This is a genomic window from Prochlorococcus sp. MIT 1307, from assembly GCF_034092395.1.
Taxonomy (GTDB): Bacteria; Cyanobacteriota; Cyanobacteriia; order PCC-6307; family Cyanobiaceae; genus AG-363-K07.
In genome coordinates this window covers 859,112-876,020 of the sequence record NZ_CP139301.1, presented here as the reverse complement: position 1 = coordinate 876,020, position 16,909 = coordinate 859,112, and the positions used below count along the sequence as shown (strand labels likewise).

The window sequence follows — 16,909 nt, the reverse complement described above, 5'->3', positions numbered from 1 at the left end:
ATGTGTATATTGGATGCATGAAAAAATAACTTCCCACAAGCGTAATCTCGGGGATAAATTCTTAGCCACTTAAGTTTCTTACAAGCATCAAAACTATATTTTGAGCATATAATATTCGGTACTGAATAATGCTTCTTTCTGTTGCTTAGGCAAGTAAAAGAAATATATTTTAAGAAATTAAATTCACTCTTAGATTGGCACCTTGATAAAAACTTTTGCTTAAGCTATACCTCTTTCTTTTAATGACTTAATTAAGATTGATGTGGCATGTAAATTCTTCGAAATCAAAGGTTAAGGTTTCAAGTGCTATTAGACTAATACCTTATAAATATTGCACTGAGGCTACTCACTTTAGATTTAAATTAAAACTTTTTGGCATTTTGGGGTAAACTTTATTTGATTCTTGGATTAATTCTTTTATAGATTTCCTATAAGAGTAACTGAACGGAATTCAATTTGTTTAATCTTTTTCCATGGCTTTACTGAGCGCTCGGCATACTTAACGTTTTTAAACCCAAGAGCCCGGAAATCGTTTATAAACTGATCTTCTTGCCATGCTCCACTAATACAACCACTCCATAACTCAGGGTCTTTTTGGAGGGATATAGGGACTGGACGGCTTGAAACAATATCGCTAATAGCAACGCGCCCTCCTGGCTTTAAAACTCGTTTAATATTCTTTAATAAGGCTTGGCGACCTGAGGGATTTACCAGATTTAGCACACAGTTGCTTAGAACAACATCAATGATTCCTTTCGGTATGAGCGGTGAACTATCGCTCTGAAGTGCATCAAGGGATTCGATATTTCCTTCAATAAAGCTAACGTTTGAAAACCCTATGTTCTCTGCGACTAAAGGACATGCCGCTCTTGCGAGCTTTAGCATTTCTTTGTTTCTGTCTACTCCAATTACTTTGCCTGATTGGCCAACTACTTGTGCACAAATAAAAGCATTTTTTCCACTGCCACTGCCGAGGTCTAGCACTGTATCGTTTACTTTGACCCATCGTGTCGGATCGCCGCATCCATAATCTCTTTCAATGACTTTAGAAGGGATTGCTTTTAATAACTTCTTGTCAAATAAAACAGGAGTGCATAGGCAGCTTTCATGATTATTGGCAGCTGCCCCATAACGAGTATCTACGGCCTTTGTCTGGTCTAGCTTGGCTTCTGCTAAAGGGTTGATGGAAGGATTGCAGCGGTTTTCTGACAAAGTAATCTTCTAATGCAATTTAGCTATTTTGATTTATAGATGTTGGCTTAGAGCTGATAAGTTAGGAGTTTGTAGGAGAACTTAGCTCTCTAAGCCTTTGATTGCTTGAATGTAAACCATAATGATGAAAAAACTGTTCTCTCTTAAGCATACTTATTGGAAATCTGTGATCATGCTTTTTGTGCTTCATTGCAGTTAGTTCTAGTTGTGAGCTTCTATTGAATATTTATTGGTTTTTGCTCGATATTTGCTTCTTTGAGCTTTTTTTGTTACATAGGTAAGATACTTTTTGATGTTAATATTAAAGGAATTAAAATTTGCACCTTCAGCTTTCTCTGCTAACAATTTTCTAGGGCTTGACTGCTTGTTTATTCTTTTTGGTGAATATATAGATTTAATTGAATAAAAATACTGAATTGAATAAAAATACTGGAAAATTGGTTGATTTTGAGAGTTTCTTTATGCGCTTTTTGCTTTTTGTGATTGGTAATGGTGTTCTTTGATTATAAAGTGTATTTAGACTAGAGCTCTTCTCTTTTAGATCAGAAAGAACAAATCATTGTTGCGTTAAAAATTGCAATAATGATTTGTTCTTATTTCGCAGAAGTTAATTCAATTGCGAGTTGCGTTTTAAAGCACTTGTATTACTTCACTTACCTCAGGGATGGCCTCACGGAGCTTTCTTTCTATTCCCATCTTTAGAGTCATAGTACTGCTAGGGCAGCTTCCGCAAGCACCTTGAAGCCGCACTTTCACTATTGGGCCATCGATTTCGACTATTTCGACATTCCCACCATCTGCCATTAGAAACGGCCTCAATTCGTCTAGCACGGTTTCGACGTTTTCTTGGGTAAGTGCCATGCTTTCAGTGCTCATTGGATTGCTTCTCTTTTGTTTGTGATTAGCCTAGGAAATAGGTTCATGAATTGAGTGTAGGAGCGCTGGCAATTTGTACGTTCCTGATATAAATCGTTCTGAACTCCGTTATGAGGCAGTACTTATAGGTGGAGGAATTATGAGCTCTACCTTGGCTGTTCTTCTTCATGAGTTGGAGCCAGAGGCAAGATTGTTGATCGTTGAGCGACTAGATGCGCCAGCTCTAGAAAGCAGTGCAGCAGTAAATAATGCAGGGACAGGACATGCAGCTAATTGTGAACTGAATTACACGCCATTACAGGGTGATGGCACGGTCAATATTTTGAAAGCACTCGAAATCAATAAAGCTTTTGAGCAAAGTCTTGAATTTTGGGCATCTTTAACTGAGAAAGGAAAAATCAACCCACAGAAATTTCTCAATGTTTTGCCACAAATCAGCATCGTTTGGGGAGAACCTGATGTTTCCTATTTGAGAAAGCGCTATCAGGAATTGAATGCTCTTCCAGCTTTTGCTGATATGGAGTGGAGTACTGATTTCGGTGAGCTTGCTGAATGGATGCCATTAGTAATGGAGGGTCGAGCTTTTGGTCAACAAATAGCGGCCACTCGTACTTTGAGAGGAACAGATATAGATTTTGGTTCACTTACTAAGGCCTATCTTCAGTCCCTTGAAAAAACTGGAGCATTAGAGTTGAAACTTTCTACTGAAGTAATTGACCTGCAAAGGGATGACAAGAGGTCTTGGAAGATTGAATTAAAAGATGAGTATGGGATTTCTGAGGTGTATTCACCTTTTGTTTTCCTCGGGGCCGGTGGAGGATCACTAACTCTATTGCAGAAATCTGAAATCCCAGAAGCCTCTCAATATGCTGGGTTCCCAGTCAGTGGTCAGTGGTTGGTCTGCTCTGATTCTGAATTGACAGAAAAACATAATGCCAAAGTTTATGGAAAGGCCAAGGTAGGTGCTCCTCCTATGTCAGTACCTCATTTAGATAGTCGTTGGATTGATGGTGAAAGGTCTTTGCTGTTTGGACCTTTTGCAGGCTTCACGACAAAGTTTCTAAAGGAGGGCTCTGGCATGGATCTTTTTCGATCTATTAATAAAGCCAATTTTGCGCCAATGATGCAGGTAGGGATGAACAACTTCGATTTGGTTAAGTACCTATTTGCTCAGCTTCGATTGGATGATGATGAACGTATGAAATCTTTGAAAGAATTTTTGCCGAGAGCAAATCAGAAGGATTGGACCTTATCTGTTGCTGGGCAGAGAGTTCAGATTATTAAACGCACTAATCAAGGGGGTGTTCTTCAGATGGGAACTGAGGTGGTTACTTCTGCTGATGGTTCATTAGCTGCTCTGTTAGGTGCTTCTCCAGGAGCTAGTACAGCAGTAACAATTATGTTGGAGGTTTTGCAGCGATGTTGGGCTGACAAGATGTCCAGTGATGGATGGATCAAGAGATTGAGAGCTCTTCTACCAAGCTTTGGGAAAGATTTCAATGACGAGGTGCTCCTTATAGAGACCCGCAAGAGGAGTAATTCTTTGTTGAATCTGATGTGAGTTATTTTTTGGTTTCTTACTAATAAAAGATGTGGCTCTATAAGATCCGATAATTGACTTCATCAGGCCGGAAGCGGCAATTTGCAATCGTATGACAGATGTTCCTGTTTCTCGTTTGAGAAACTTTTGCATAATTGCACATATAGACCACGGGAAGTCCACTCTTGCCGACAGGCTCTTGCAAGACACAGGAACAGTAGCGGGGAGAGATATGCAAGATCAGTTTTTGGACAACATGGATCTTGAAAGAGAAAGGGGAATAACAATTAAGCTGCAGGCGGCAAGGATGACTTACCGAGCTTCTGATGGAGAAAGCTATGTCCTGAACCTTATAGACACCCCAGGTCATGTTGATTTTTCATATGAAGTCAGCCGATCTTTGCAAGCTTGTGAGGGGGCATTATTAGTTGTTGATGCAAGTCAAGGTGTAGAAGCTCAAACTCTGGCTAATGTTTATTTGGCATTAGAGAATGACCTGGAAATAATTCCAGTACTTAATAAGATTGACTTGCCCGGCTCTGATATAGAAAGGATAAAGGAAGAAATAGAGTCGATTATTGGTTTAGATACTTCTCAGGCAATTTGTTGTTCAGCGAAAACAGGTCTTGGAATTAATGAAATTCTTGAAGCAGTAGTTGAGCGTATCCCTCCACCTGAGAATGCTGTAAACCTTGCAACAAAGGCGTTGATATTTGACTCTTACTATGACCCATATAGAGGCGTGATTGTTTATTTTCGAGTAATTAGTGGGCACATAGGCATTAAAGACAAAGTTTTTCTTATGGCTAGCAAGAAAAGCTATGAACTTGATGAAATTGGAATAATGGCTCCTAATCAATGCCCAGTTGATGAATTACATGCTGGAGAAGTGGGCTACCTTGCGGCTTCTATCAAGGCAGTAGCAGATGCAAGGGTTGGTGACACGATTACGCTGTTGAATGCACCAGCTCAACATCCATTGCCTGGATATATAGAGGCAAAGCCTATGGTGTTTTGTGGTCTATTTCCTACAGATGCAGATCAATACCCTGACTTAAGAGATGCATTAGAGAAGCTTCAGCTTTCGGATGCTGCATTGAAATATGAGCCAGAAACAAGTAGTGCAATGGGCTTTGGCTTTCGTTGTGGTTTTCTTGGACTGTTACATATGGAGATTGTTCAGGAACGATTAGAGCGAGAGTATGACTTAGACCTAATTGTGACTGCCCCCTCTGTTATTTATCAGGTAAACATGCTTAACGAGGAAGTTGTGATGATTGATAATCCTGCAACTTTGCCTGACCCACAAAAGCGTGAATCTATAGAAGAACCATATGTTCGGATTGAAATTTATGCTCCTAACGAATTCAATGGCACGCTTATGGGGCTTTGTCAGGATCGTCGAGGTGATTTCATTGATATGAAATACATCACAACAGATCGGGTTACTTTGACTTATGAAATTCCACTTGCAGAAGTCGTAACAGACTTTTTCGACCAAATGAAGAGTCGAACAAAAGGGTATGCATCAATGGAATATCATTTGATTGGATATAGAAAGAATGATTTGGTCCGCTTGGATATTTTAATTAACTCAGAGAAAGCAGATCCCTTAACTACAATTGTTCATCGCGACAAAGCATATGGTGTTGGGAAAGGCCTAGTTGAGAAATTGAAAGAGCTTATTCCCAGGCAACAATTTAAAATCCCACTTCAGGCGTCTATTGGAAGCAGGATTATTGCTAGTGAAAGTATTAGTGCAATGCGTAAAGATGTGTTAGCTAAATGTTATGGAGGAGATATTTCAAGAAAGAAGAAACTACTGAAGAAGCAAGCTAAAGGGAAAAAAAGGATGAAAGCAATGGGAAAGGTTGATGTCCCCCAAGAAGCATTTATGGCAGTCTTAAAATTAAACCAATAATTCAAAGGAATTTGAACTCTATAGTCTTTATTTGCTTCAACATTTATAATGATATTCTACTTCTTGGCCTTATTAAGTAATTGTCAGATGTGTTTGATTCGGAGAGAGGTCTGGAATCCTAATGTAGGAGGACTTTGAATCATATTTCTTGCTTATTGTTGACCAAATAAGACCTGCAATAATCACTGCGCTAATTGCTATGGTCAATTCACCAACGGTGAGGCCGTGCTCCTTTGATGTCATGTTTGAGTTTATTCGCAAAGATATTTAAGCGGTTTTTAAGGAATATTTCTACTCTATAAGTAGAATTTAATCATATCCAAGTCGCTCTCAGATTTGCTTTGAGAAGGTTCCTGAAAGATTCCAGCCTCTCAAGTCGCATGTCTCGATGGGGGATTGTGATTTTGAGCATATATTTAATTGCTGCAATTGGCACGCCAATAATGTCTCATTTAGGCCTATTGCCTGATCCAAACTATGGGTTGGCAAACCCTATTTATTCGCCTCCTTCCTTGAATCATTGGTGTGGGACTGATCGACTTGGGAGAGATGTTTGTGTCAGAACTTTGGCAGGTAGTGGTGTAGCTCTTCAGGTCGTTTTTTTTGCAGTGATCCTTGCTGTTCTTTTCGGTGTTCCTCTTGGAATGCTAAGTGGCTATTTAGGGGGTGCTGCTGACAGGGTTTTAGTCCTAATTATGGATACCCTTTATGCCGTGCCTGTACTTCTTTTGTCAGTAGTTATGGCTTTTTTGTTGGGACGAGGTATCCCAAATGCAGCAGCAGCATTATGTGTTGTATATGTCCCTCAGTACTTCCGTGTTGTAAGGAATCAGACAGTTCAAGTTAAATCTGAACTTTTTGTAGAAGCTGCGCGTGCAATTGGTGCTAATCCTTTGTGGATACTTCGCAAATACTTACTGCGTAATGTTATTGCTTCTGTTCCAGTATTGCTAACATTAAATGCCGCTGATGCTGTTTTGGTACTAGGAGGCCTTGGGTTTTTAGGGTTGGGCTTGCCTGAATCAGTTCCAGAATGGGGAGGTGATTTAAATTTGGCACTTTCTGCTTTGCCAACTGGAATTTGGTGGACAGCACTTTATCCAGGAATAGCAATGTTCGTATTAGTACTTGGATTATCTTTCTTGGGAGATGGACTTGAAAGTTGGATATCTGATACTAGTAAAAAAGCTCAATAATATTATTTAGTTGATCAGTAACGTAATTTCATTGTTCTTGGAAGCTCTTCTATTATTTCCCCTTTATCATTTATTTCAGGGTACTTTCTTCCAATAAGTTTGCACCACTTTGCAACTTGAGGGTAAGCCCATTCAAAAATTATCTGGTCATATACTTCTGGTGGGACTCCTTCCCCTGATTTTGGAGTGCCTTTTTTCCGCTCTCTTTGGCGAAGAGCTTCAAAAAGTAATGTTGAAGCTGCTACAGATACATTTAATGATTGGACCATTCCTCTCATTGGAATGAAAATAGCTTCATCCATCAGATCAGTTGCAGATTGACTTAGCCCCCATTTTTCTGCTCCGAGAACAAATGCCGTTGGTCCAGTGAAGTCACATTCTCGATAATCTTTTGCTTCTATAGCAAGATTTGTTCCATATATTATGAAGCCACTTTTTTTTAGGGTCTCTACTGCAGATTTAATGTTGGAGTATTCATGAAGCTTTACCCACTTTTGACTCCCTTGAGCTGTGCTGTTGAAGGTACTGATCTTGCTCTCTTTGCAAATTGCATGTGCTTCGAGCACTCCAACTGCATCGCAGCTACGAAGTATTGCTGAGAGATTATGAGGCTTTTCTACATGCTCAACAAGTACTGTGAGATCTGCCATTCGGCAATTAAGGACAGCTTTTAGGCGCTTGAATCGACGTGGTAGAAGAGGCATTAACTGAGTAATCCATCTAAGAAGAGGTTATTACTTTCCCTATCTCAAAAACCTAGTAGGAAATTGGTAATTTCTGGAAAAGCTTCCATACCATTGAGGAGTAGGTTTTGTTAAACAATAGGTTTATTTGGTGCACATGGTTATTGATTGAACTTGTCTTTGTGACTTTCAGTGGAAGTAGATCGAAACTTGTTATGTGATTTGGATAAAATAAGTCAGAAGTTTTGGAAAGAACTCTTTTAATCTCTAAAGTCTTTTGATTCGATGTTCTTCAAGATCTGATTTTAAACGATGTCTTTGGCTACTTGGATATTGATTTCTGTAGCTTGATGTTTATGAAATTGTTGTCAGTTTGATGTGATCTCTTAATGCTTCTTGAAACCTCCAAAACGGGCCTTTTGTCCAGGAAGGCCGCCTGGGAAGTCTTAATGGCTGTCGCGGCAGGTGCTTACGCAGATGTCGCTTTTGATAGGGTTTTGAGTAAGTACTCCTTAAGCGAGGTTGATAGACGACTCGCTATGGAAATTGCTTTTGGGGCAATAAGACAGCGCTATTTGCTGGATTGTTGGCTGGACTTTTTTGGGAAGGTGACTTCTAGCAAGCAACCTCCAAAGCTTCGTTGGTTATTGCATATTGGCCTTTATCAGTTGCTGGTGATGGAGCGAATTCCTTCTTCAGCTGCTTTAAACACAACTGTGGAACTTGCTAAGGCCAGCAAATTATCTCGCCTTGCCCCTGTCGTAAATGGTGTTTTGCGAGCGGCGCAAAGGGCTAAGGATGATGGTAAAGAGATTCCTCTACCGGAAAAACCGGCAGCAAAGTTAGCTCAATTGCATTCATTTCCTCTTTGGCTTGCTGCTGATTTGATTGCTTGGAGAGGAGAAGTGGCTGCTGGAGAGATTGCAAAAGCTTCTAACCAGGTCCCGCCTTTTGATTTAAGAGTCAACCGTCTTCGCACAACTCCAGAAATTATGAAGCAAGTATTTGAAGATGCAGGAATAGAGAGTGTATTTGTAGATGACTGCCCTGATGGGTTGCAGGTGAAATTGGGCTTTGGAGATTTGCGGAAATGGCCGGGATACGAAGAAGGATATTGGTGTGTGCAAGATCGGGCAGCGCAGTGGGTGTCCCCATTATTAGAACCGCAACCTGGAGAAACTGTTCTTGATGCTTGTTCAGCACCAGGAGGTAAGACCACCCATCTTATTGAATTAATGGGAGATAAGGGTGAGGTTTGGGCCGTGGATCGTTCAAAAGACCGGCTCAAGCGACTGGCTGCTAACGCTAACCGTCTTGGTTGTAATTGCTTGCATTTATTGGCAGCTGATTCTTCTTCTTTGTTGGAGATAAATCCACGATGGAGTGGTTTTTTTCAGAAAATCTTGTTAGATGCTCCTTGCTCTGGTTTAGGAACATTGGCTAGGCACCCTGATGCACGTTGGAGGATCTCTCGTGCTCAAGTGGATGAACTTGTTGCATTGCAATCGAAATTATTAGAAGGTGTTCTTCCTTTGCTAGGCCGTGGAGGTCGCATTGTTTATTCGACATGCACTATTCATCCTGACGAGAACGAGCATCAAATTGCCCGATTTCTTAAACTGCACCCAGAGCTAATACTTAAGGAAGAGAAGCAACTTTGGCCTGACTTGATCAATCCTGGAGATGGTTTTTATGCCGCAGTGATTGAAAGGGTTGAGTAGATTTCTTTGTTCCTTATGAGCTTTCTTCACTTTACACCCTATTTAATGACAATTAATAGTAGAGAATAGTGCAAGAAAAGAACATTAGGAGCTCATACTTTTATGATCATTCATGTGCTGCTATGCTTTTGTCTTGTCTAAGACTTGACTCTTTGGGAATGTTAATATTGGGAGATTTCTTTCAATTTGTAATATGAATTGCTTCCATACCCAGGCGGCTTCTCCGCTGCCAATTCTTGTCTCTTTATTGTTGTCATAACCAAGCCAGACTCCCGTTGAAAGTTGGGGTATGGAACCTATAAACCAAAGGTCCCTTCCCCCCTCTGAGGTCCCTGTCTTCCCTGCTACAGGCCTGTTTTTGAGATAGGCAACTTTTCCTGTCCCACTGCTTACCACTTCTTCTAACATTCGATTAAGCTTGTCAGCGACACTTACTTTTAGTACTTGTAACCCTTTTGGATGATTAACTTTATAGCTCCATAGCAGAGTGTTCTTAGGGCCACGAATTTCTTCAAATGGTGTTGGCTTGATATAAACCCCTCGATTAGCTACTCCTGCATATGCTGCAGTCATATCTAATACTGTTTGCTCATAGGCTCCAATTGCTAATGGATAGTATTTTCCTAATGGTCGCTTGTGACCGATTCCCAGGCTATTTGCTGTCGAGATGACTTTCTCAAACCCTACTTTTTCTAGGAGCTCAACTGCAATTGTGTTTAATGAGTTTTTAAAAGCTTCTGAAAGAGATACTTTCCCCATATATTTGTCTCCAAAGTTTTTAGGGCAATATTTATTCCAGCATCGCGGAGCATCTATAAAATTATCTTCTGGTTTCAAGCCGACACTTAATGCCGCTGCATAAGGAAAAATCTTAAAGGTTGAGCCAGGGGAACGCAGGGCCTGAGTCGCCCTATTGAATTGATTGGAATAGAAATCCGTTCCTCCAACCATTACTCTGACTAGTCCCGTTCTCGGTTGAATAGACACAATTGCGCCTTGGAGATTATTAGGTAATTGCTTAGTGATTATTTCCTGCGCTTTTCTTTGCCACTCAAGGTTTAGGCTGGTGCGGATTTTGAGGCCGCCAATTTCGAGCTGTTCAGGCGTTAGCAAGAGAAGTAGTCTCTGATAAACCCAGCTAGTAAAAAAAGGAGCTGCGCTATTAAAATATTTAGGGGTAGCTGGTTTCAGGTGAAGTGGGCTGTTAATGGCTAATAAAAACTCCGACTTGTTAATGAAACCTTCTTTCCTCATCCGTTTTAAGACTATTGACCGTCTCTCAATTGCTAAATCAGGATTAATAATTGGAGAATAAAGAGATGGAGCAGGTGCGAGCCCTGCAATCAGGGCAATTTCTTCTAATTTGAGTAAGCCTGGAGTTTTTGAAAAGTAAACCCAAGCAGCATCTGCAATACCGTAAGCTCCTGATCCTAGGTATACATTATTTAGATATTGCTCAAGAATTTCATTTTTAGTCATTTGCCTCTCTAGCTTGTAAGCAAGAGCAGCTTCTTTTAGTTTCCGTATTATACTTTTGTCTTGATTTAGAAAAACTGTTCGAGTTAGTTGTTGTGTAATTGTGCTACCACCTTGAATAATTTCTTTCTTGGCTAAATTTATAAACAATGCTCTACTTATACCCCATAAATCAACACCTTTGTGCTCATAAAATCTTCTGTCTTCTGCTGCTACAAAAGCTTTCTTGACAAGTGATGGCATTTTGCCTGTTGCTACTTTCTCCCTTGTAGTAGGCCCAATTTTTTGAATGACTTTATTGTTGGTCGAAAGTAATGTGATGCTTCTAGGATGTCTAAAGTTAGATATTATTTCTGCATCAGGTAGGAATGAATCAACTGCTTTCCCGAAAATTATTTCTGAAATAGATGTTAATGAGCCTACTAGAAAAGATATGGTGGCGACTAAAAGCCAATGCTGGCTTTTTAAACTCACAGCAATTGAGTCAAAGGGCTATGACCAATTGCTAATGCAGTAACTAACATCCCAAGTATCAGAAATGGTTGAGCACTGGCTTGATATTTAACATCAAAAGCTAAAGGATCTCTAAGTAACCAAATATCTTGAAAGGTTATTTGAGGAATGATTAATAAAATAAGAATTACAGATGCAAGATGCTGACCAATTAAGATTAATACTCCTACCATTGCAAGTTGGAAGATATCAATCATTCCTGCACTTATCCAACTTGCATTTTTGATGCCAAAAACAACAGGAAGTGACTGCAGTCCCAGGGCTCTATCTCCTTCAACACTTTTGAAATCATTGATAATTGCAATGCCTAGGCCTGCAAGACTATATGCAAGAGTCAAGAATGCAGTAGTCCAAGTAAGTTGTCCAAATAATGCTTGACCTGCCCACCAAGGTAAAGCTATATAGCTTGCACCGAGTGCATAGTTACCGAGCCATCCATTTTGTTTTAGTTTCAATGGTGGGGCTGAATAGATATAGCTAACAAAGGAGCCACCTAGTGCAAGTAATAGTACTGAAGGTGTTTTGTGCTCTGCCCAAATATCTAATCCATATGCAACCAACAACCCTCCAATTAAGAGGACCCATATTTGTAGCTTTACTTGAATTAGCGGTATTGCGCCAGAAGGAATAGGACGGTTGGGCTCATTAATTGCATCTATCTCTCGATCGTAGTAATCATTGATTGTTTGTGTGAATCCAGCCAGCAGAGGTCCACTCATGACCATGCATGCAAATGCTGCAAGAACATCAGCTAAGCGCCACTGATAATGCCCACTAGCGGCTGCACCACAAATAACTCCCCATAAGAGTGGGATCCATGTAATGGGTTTCATAAGCTGCAAACGCAGCTTCCATATGCTTTTTGTTTCTGCGGCTCCTTTGATGCCAAGAAGTTGTCGGGCGTCGCTCACTCTCTATGCCTCAACCGCGAGCAATCTCTTTGTTAAAGAACCAGCTGGTAGTTCCATCGCTGAATTCTAAAACTAAACCAATGTCTGTTCCATCAGTCATTTTGTAGTCCACAACTTTGCCACGGGGGTTGGTTTTTAGCTTATTAAGCAGGTCCTTTGGGATACGATCACGAACCTGATCGACTTGAACCCTAACGTTCGAGCCGATTCTTGTAAGAGTGGTTGCTTGTGCCATTAGCTTCACTGCTTAGATTGTGGCGCAACACTAACAGTCGCCTCTCCTTTTACACGAATGGTTGCTCTTAGATTGATTCCTTGTCTTGATGTGGCGGAAGGTCGTGTAGTTAAAGGTGTGAATTTTGTTGGCCTTCGTGATGCTGGTGATCCAGTTGAGCTGGCGTGCAGATATAGCCAGGCAGGTGCAGATGAACTTGTTTTTTTGGATATAGCCGCTAGCCATGAAGGGAGAGCGACTTTGATCGATATGGTTCGAAGAACAGCTGAGTCAGTAACTATTCCTTTTACTGTTGGTGGAGGAATAAGTACTGTGGATGGTATTAAGGAGCTATTGCGCGCTGGGGCAGACAAAGTAAGCCTTAATTCATCAGCGGTTAGCAATCCTGATTTGATTGTTCAGGGAGCAACTCGCTTTGGCTCACAATGCATTGTGGTGGCGATAGATGCAAAAAGAAGAAAGACAGATCAATGGGGGTGGGATGTATTTGTAAAAGGAGGAAGGGAGAATACTGGGCTAGATGTTTTGGAATGGACCAGAAAAATTTCTCAACTTGGAGCAGGTGAGATTCTCCTTACATCCATGGATGGTGATGGAACTCAAGCTGGTTACGATTTGGAGCTGACTAGAACTGTTGCTGAAGCAGTAGATATTCCTGTGATTGCTTCAGGCGGTGCAGGCTGCTTGGAACACATTTTCATGGCTTTTACAGATGGGAAGGCTTCTGCTGCTTTACTGGCATCCCTCTTGCATGATGGTGATCTAACAGTAAAGGAAATAAAGGATTATTTAATTAAGAAATCTTTACTAATCAGGCCTGATAATTGTTAATCACTTGAAGCCTTTCTTGTGAGAGATTGTTTGCACCTCAAAACCATTCAAATATATAGGGTGAATTGTTATATCAATTGTTGCTGTTAGTATTATGGATGGTATTTAGTTCTTTGAACTTCTTTAGAAAAATTTCTTGATAGGAAGCTTTCATGAGGCCTGGTGATCCTCTCGCGATTGAGAAACTCTTTAATGATGTTGCTCCGATTTATGACCATTTAAATGATCTTTTAAGTCTAGGACTACATAGGGTTTGGAAAAAGCGATTACTTTTTTTGCTCTCTCCAATGCCAGGAGAGCATTGGTTGGACCTTTGTTGTGGAACTGGGGACTTGACTTTGGCATTGGCTCGCAAGGTTTGCCCAAAAGGGACTGTGATGGGAGTTGATTCGGCTATAGAGCCTCTTCTTATAGCGACTAAAAGATCATCTAAAGAGTCTTTTCGAAACCTTTCTTGGCGCAAAGGAGATGCTCTTGATACTGGATTGCCATCTAATTATTTTGACGGCGTGGTAATGGCTTATGGGCTGAGAAACCTTGCCGATCCTCAAGCAGGATTAAAAGAAGTACATCGTGTCTTAAAACCAGGTGGGCGCGCGGGAATATTGGATTTCAACCAAATAGCTAGTAATTCAATCAGATCGAAATTTCAAAAATTTTACTTGAGGCGGGTTGTTGTTCCCATAGCCGATAAGGCAGGGCTGAGAGAACATTATCTTTATTTAGAGAAGAGCCTACAAAAATTCCCCCAAGGCCACATTCAAGAAAAGTTAGCCCTTGAAATTGGATTTAAACAAGCAAATCATCTTCTATTGGCTTTTAGTCAAATGGGGATTTTATTGCTTAAAAGTTGAATTTTTTGATTAGGCTGCAAGAAGGTCAGTATCTTCTGATTTGGTTTTACTGAGGTTAAGTCTCAAAGTGGTTGCTGATAACTTGTTGGCCAAGTTTTGTATTATCAAATCAATTTGTTGCTCATTTAAATCATAAAATGAACTATACCTTGCTCTTTGAGAGATAAGAAAGCTTCTTGAAAGACAAGCTTTTCTGGCAGCCATACAAAGAAGTGTATAGATCATGCGTAAATTGGAACATACAAGCTTTCATTGTCAATGCATAAGTCTTCATTTCAAGCTAATCCCCCTTTTTGTTTTGTGCCTTGCTGCTTTTATAATGGAAAAATTATTAGCTCGTAAAGGTTAATAGTCAAGTTTTCTCCAACGAAGTGGTTAAATAAAAGCTGCTAGATTTGAAAAATATCTTTTTGATTGTTTTATTAACACTATTTGTTTGTTTTGTATTGTTGTTTAGAGGCTAACCATACCTTTAAAGAGATGAAAGCCTTCCTTGAAGGTTTTGAAGTTACCGCTAAGAACGCTTTTATTTAACAGAGAGAAATAAGATTTTTAATAAACAACTTCTATGATTCCATCAACAACATATTTAGCTAGGTCCTCCATATTTGCCTCTACCTCTTCGCTTGAAATTTTCCATTTGCCAGCGACTTTTTTTGCTAAGTCATGTTGCTTTGCATGTGACATCATAGATTTGATCATGTATTCAGAAAGGGAGGAATCTGTTCTTAGTTTTAAATAATCCCATACTGATTTATCAAAACAACTAATAACCTGTATACTTTCTAGACCTGTATATTCATATAATTCCATTATGCCATGGTGACAAAATATTTGGCCTAGCTCATCATATGCACTGCTTGATTCTTTTGCGTGCTCATATTCTGCAAGCATCCATTGAAGCTCTTTGATTTGTTCTTCACTTCCTTCTTTTACTGAATTAAGCAGTTGATAAAATGAGCCAAATTCAACTGGTTCCGACATGAAATTTCTTCAATTCCGTTTATCATAGAGAATTGTCCACGGGATTCAAAAATGTATTAATAAGTTTCAGATTTTCAGCGAGCCTTTTGTGGAAACCAGTTAAATTTCAATAGAACAGACATTGCTATTGAAAGCACTTGACTTAGCAATACCTAAAATCAATAAAATTGGATCAGGGTTGTGGAGAAAACTTTGGAGTAGAAGTACTGTGAAGTTGATAGAAAACTGCCTTATGGGTGGTTAGAGGCCTTTTGAATTTGGCTTAATGGTAAAAAAGACTTCAACAGGAGCAAATATAAAGGGAATTAAGTAAGATGCTCAGAGAAAGCTCTCTAAATAGTGAATACTCTCATTTTAGTTTTTTTTGTTGCATTAGTTGCATTTGTGTTGGGAGCTTGGAGTTGGATAGTAATTAGTAGAAAGTCTCCTAAGATCTATGAAATTCAACCAGTCATTTCAGAAATATATTCTGATCTGATAAGTCTAATTCGAAATTTTAAAAAACTTTTTTATCTATCTACTGAAGTTACTCAGGGCGTTCTTAAGGGTTCAGGAGATTTTAAAGGTGCCAACTCAAGGTTATTCCAGGCTGGGGAAATTGAAAAACCTAAAGAGTCAAATTCAGTTGCAGGTGATTTAGAGATTGACGAAAAGAAGGCTGAGGATATTGGAGAGAATGCTCAAGATAATAAACCTTCTGTGCAAGATAATCAATATAAAAGTTGGTTTGGGAAATTTATTTGGGATAAGAATAAAAAGAATCTTGTTAATGATTTAGAAGGCTCGGGAGAAGAGCCGCCTGAAGTTTCGGGAGACGAATCGCCTGAAGTTTTAGGAGATGAATCGCCTGAAGTTTCGGGAGACGAATCGCCTGAAGTTTTAGGAGATGAATCGCCTGAAGTTTCGGGAGACGAATCGCCTGAAGTTTTAGGAGAAGAGCCGCCTGAAGTTTCGGGAGACGAATCGCCTGAAGTTTCGGGAGACGAATCGCCTGAAGTTTCGGGAGATGAATCGCCTGAAGTTTTAGGAGATGAATCGCCTGAAGTTTCGGGAGATGAATCGCCTGAAGTTTCGGGAGACGAATCGCCTGAAGTTTCGGGAGACGAATCGCCTGAAGTTTTAGGAGATGAATCGCCTGAAGTTTCGGGAGACGAATCGCCTGAAGTTTTAGGAGAAGAGCCGCCTGAAGTTTTAGGAGACGAATCGCCTGAAGTTTTAGGAGACGAATCGCCTGAAGTTTTAGGAGACGAATCGCCTGAAGTTTTAGGAGACGAATCGCCTGAAGTTTTAGGAGACGAATCGCCTGAAGTTTTAGGAGACGAATCGCCTGAAGTTTTAGGAGATGAATCGCCTGAAGTTTTAGGAGAAGAGCCGCCTGAAGTTTTAGGAGAAGAGCCGCCTGAAGTTTTAGGAGAAGAGCCGCCTGAAGTTTTAGGAGAAGAGCCGCCTGAAGTTTGGGGAGAAGAGCCGTCTGAAGTTTTAGGAGAAGAGCCGCCTGAAGTTTGGGGAGATGTAGATGAAAGAAATAAAACTAATTAGATCAAATTCAATTTTAACTTATTATTTGCTATGAAAATGAGGAAAATTTATCTAAATTAATTTGATAGGACTCTGAAAGAAAATTAACAAGTTTTTATCATAATTAGCAGGACCTAGTTTTGCTCAAAGTTAAAACTTGAAGCCTTAGCTAGCTATCATAAACATTGATTGTAATTAAGATTATTGGTTTCAAAGAAAAAGCCTGAGGAGTGAACTAAAGGAAGTCTCTTCTGAGGCTTTTTACAAATCTTACTATAGTCTTATACCGACTTTTCCTCTGTGTCATTCATCTCTTCTTCTGATCTGAGATTAAGTGTGGCCCTCTCAACTTCAGATATTTTCGCATCAGAAGGTACGCCATTAATTAATTCCAGGGCAAAAGTAGAAAAGAATCCCATGTGTTTGTAGAGTTCTTTT

15 protein-coding genes are annotated in these 16,909 nt (G+C 39.9%); 7 read left to right on the top strand and 8 right to left on the bottom strand.

What is annotated here, in order from left to right:
• Positions 1-417: 417 nt before the first annotated feature.
• Positions 418-1,212 carry a methyltransferase domain-containing protein gene (locus SOI82_RS04530; protein WP_320668179.1) on the bottom strand — a complete coding sequence of 265 codons (795 nt, stop codon included), beginning with the start codon at positions 1,210-1,212 and terminating at the stop codon, positions 418-420.
• 630 nt (positions 1,213-1,842) lie between these two features.
• Entirely contained in the window at positions 1,843-2,088 is a 246-nt protein-coding gene (locus tag SOI82_RS04525; protein WP_320668178.1) for a NifU family protein, read from the bottom strand.
• Positions 2,089-2,161: 73 nt separating this feature from the next.
• Here SOI82_RS04525 and SOI82_RS04520 point away from each other — a divergent pair, with 73 nt between their 5' ends.
• The 3 genes from SOI82_RS04520 (at position 2,162) to SOI82_RS04510 (ending at position 6,745) form a co-directional block, all read left to right on the top strand.
• Positions 2,162-3,649, top strand: a complete 1,488-nt coding sequence (locus SOI82_RS04520; protein ID WP_320668177.1) for a malate:quinone oxidoreductase — start codon at positions 2,162-2,164, stop codon at positions 3,647-3,649.
• Between the two features lie 91 nt (positions 3,650-3,740).
• Positions 3,741-5,549 (top strand): translation elongation factor 4, encoded by a 1,809-nt coding sequence (lepA, locus tag SOI82_RS04515; protein WP_320668176.1) that lies wholly within the window; start codon positions 3,741-3,743, stop codon positions 5,547-5,549.
• Between the two features lie 380 nt (positions 5,550-5,929).
• Positions 5,930-6,745, top strand: coding sequence for an ABC transporter permease (locus SOI82_RS04510; protein ID WP_320668175.1), 816 nt, complete (start codon positions 5,930-5,932; stop codon positions 6,743-6,745).
• A gap of 14 nt (positions 6,746-6,759) precedes the next feature.
• Here the strand turns inward: SOI82_RS04510 and trmH are convergent, their stop codons facing one another.
• Entirely contained in the window at positions 6,760-7,449 is a 690-nt protein-coding gene (gene trmH, locus SOI82_RS04505; RefSeq protein WP_320668174.1) for a tRNA (guanosine(18)-2'-O)-methyltransferase TrmH, read from the bottom strand.
• A 368-nt stretch (positions 7,450-7,817) separates the two neighbouring features.
• Here trmH and SOI82_RS04500 point away from each other — a divergent pair, with 368 nt between their 5' ends.
• A complete protein-coding gene (locus tag SOI82_RS04500; RefSeq protein ID WP_320668173.1) occupies positions 7,818-9,149 on the top strand; it encodes a 16S rRNA (cytosine(967)-C(5))-methyltransferase in 1,332 nt (443 codons plus the stop codon).
• A 120-nt stretch (positions 9,150-9,269) separates the two neighbouring features.
• Here SOI82_RS04500 and SOI82_RS04495 read toward each other — a convergent pair whose 3' ends face one another.
• Genes SOI82_RS04495 through SOI82_RS04485 form a run of 3 tightly spaced genes read right to left on the bottom strand, consistent with a single transcriptional unit; the run spans position 9,270 to position 12,284 of the window.
• Positions 9,270-11,099 carry a PBP1A family penicillin-binding protein gene (locus SOI82_RS04495; RefSeq protein WP_320668172.1) on the bottom strand — a complete coding sequence of 610 codons (1,830 nt, stop codon included), beginning with the start codon at positions 11,097-11,099 and terminating at the stop codon, positions 9,270-9,272.
• Entirely contained in the window at positions 11,096-12,049 is a 954-nt protein-coding gene (gene chlG, locus SOI82_RS04490) for a chlorophyll synthase ChlG (RefSeq protein WP_320668171.1), read from the bottom strand. The genes SOI82_RS04495 and chlG overlap by 4 nt, the downstream gene beginning before the upstream one ends.
• Before the next feature lie 10 nt (positions 12,050-12,059).
• Positions 12,060-12,284: a DUF2862 domain-containing protein gene (locus SOI82_RS04485; RefSeq protein ID WP_320668170.1), complete on the bottom strand. Its 225-nt coding sequence runs from the start codon at positions 12,282-12,284 to the stop codon at positions 12,060-12,062.
• A gap of 57 nt (positions 12,285-12,341) precedes the next feature.
• On the opposite strand from SOI82_RS04485, the gene hisF reads away from it, so the two are divergent.
• On the top strand, positions 12,342-13,115 hold the full coding sequence (hisF, locus tag SOI82_RS04480; protein ID WP_320668169.1) for an imidazole glycerol phosphate synthase subunit HisF: 774 nt from the start codon (positions 12,342-12,344) through the stop codon (positions 13,113-13,115).
• A 152-nt stretch (positions 13,116-13,267) separates the two neighbouring features.
• Positions 13,268-13,969 carry a bifunctional demethylmenaquinone methyltransferase/2-methoxy-6-polyprenyl-1,4-benzoquinol methylase UbiE gene (ubiE, locus tag SOI82_RS04475; protein WP_320668168.1) on the top strand — a complete coding sequence of 234 codons (702 nt, stop codon included), beginning with the start codon at positions 13,268-13,270 and terminating at the stop codon, positions 13,967-13,969.
• A 552-nt stretch (positions 13,970-14,521) separates the two neighbouring features.
• On the opposite strand, the gene SOI82_RS04470 is transcribed toward ubiE, so the two are convergent.
• Positions 14,522-14,953 carry a hypothetical protein gene (locus SOI82_RS04470; protein WP_320668167.1) on the bottom strand — a complete coding sequence of 144 codons (432 nt, stop codon included), beginning with the start codon at positions 14,951-14,953 and terminating at the stop codon, positions 14,522-14,524.
• A 339-nt stretch (positions 14,954-15,292) separates the two neighbouring features.
• Between SOI82_RS04470 and SOI82_RS04465 the strand changes: the two genes are divergently transcribed.
• The gene (locus SOI82_RS04465) at positions 15,293-16,492 is read left to right on the top strand and encodes a hypothetical protein (RefSeq protein WP_320668166.1); all 1,200 of its coding nucleotides are present in this window, start codon (positions 15,293-15,295) and stop codon (positions 16,490-16,492) included.
• A gap of 260 nt (positions 16,493-16,752) precedes the next feature.
• Here the strand turns inward: SOI82_RS04465 and SOI82_RS04460 are convergent, their stop codons facing one another.
• Positions 16,753-16,890, bottom strand: coding sequence for a hypothetical protein (locus SOI82_RS04460; RefSeq protein WP_320668165.1), 138 nt, complete (start codon positions 16,888-16,890; stop codon positions 16,753-16,755).
• Positions 16,891-16,909: the final 19 nt, after the last annotated feature.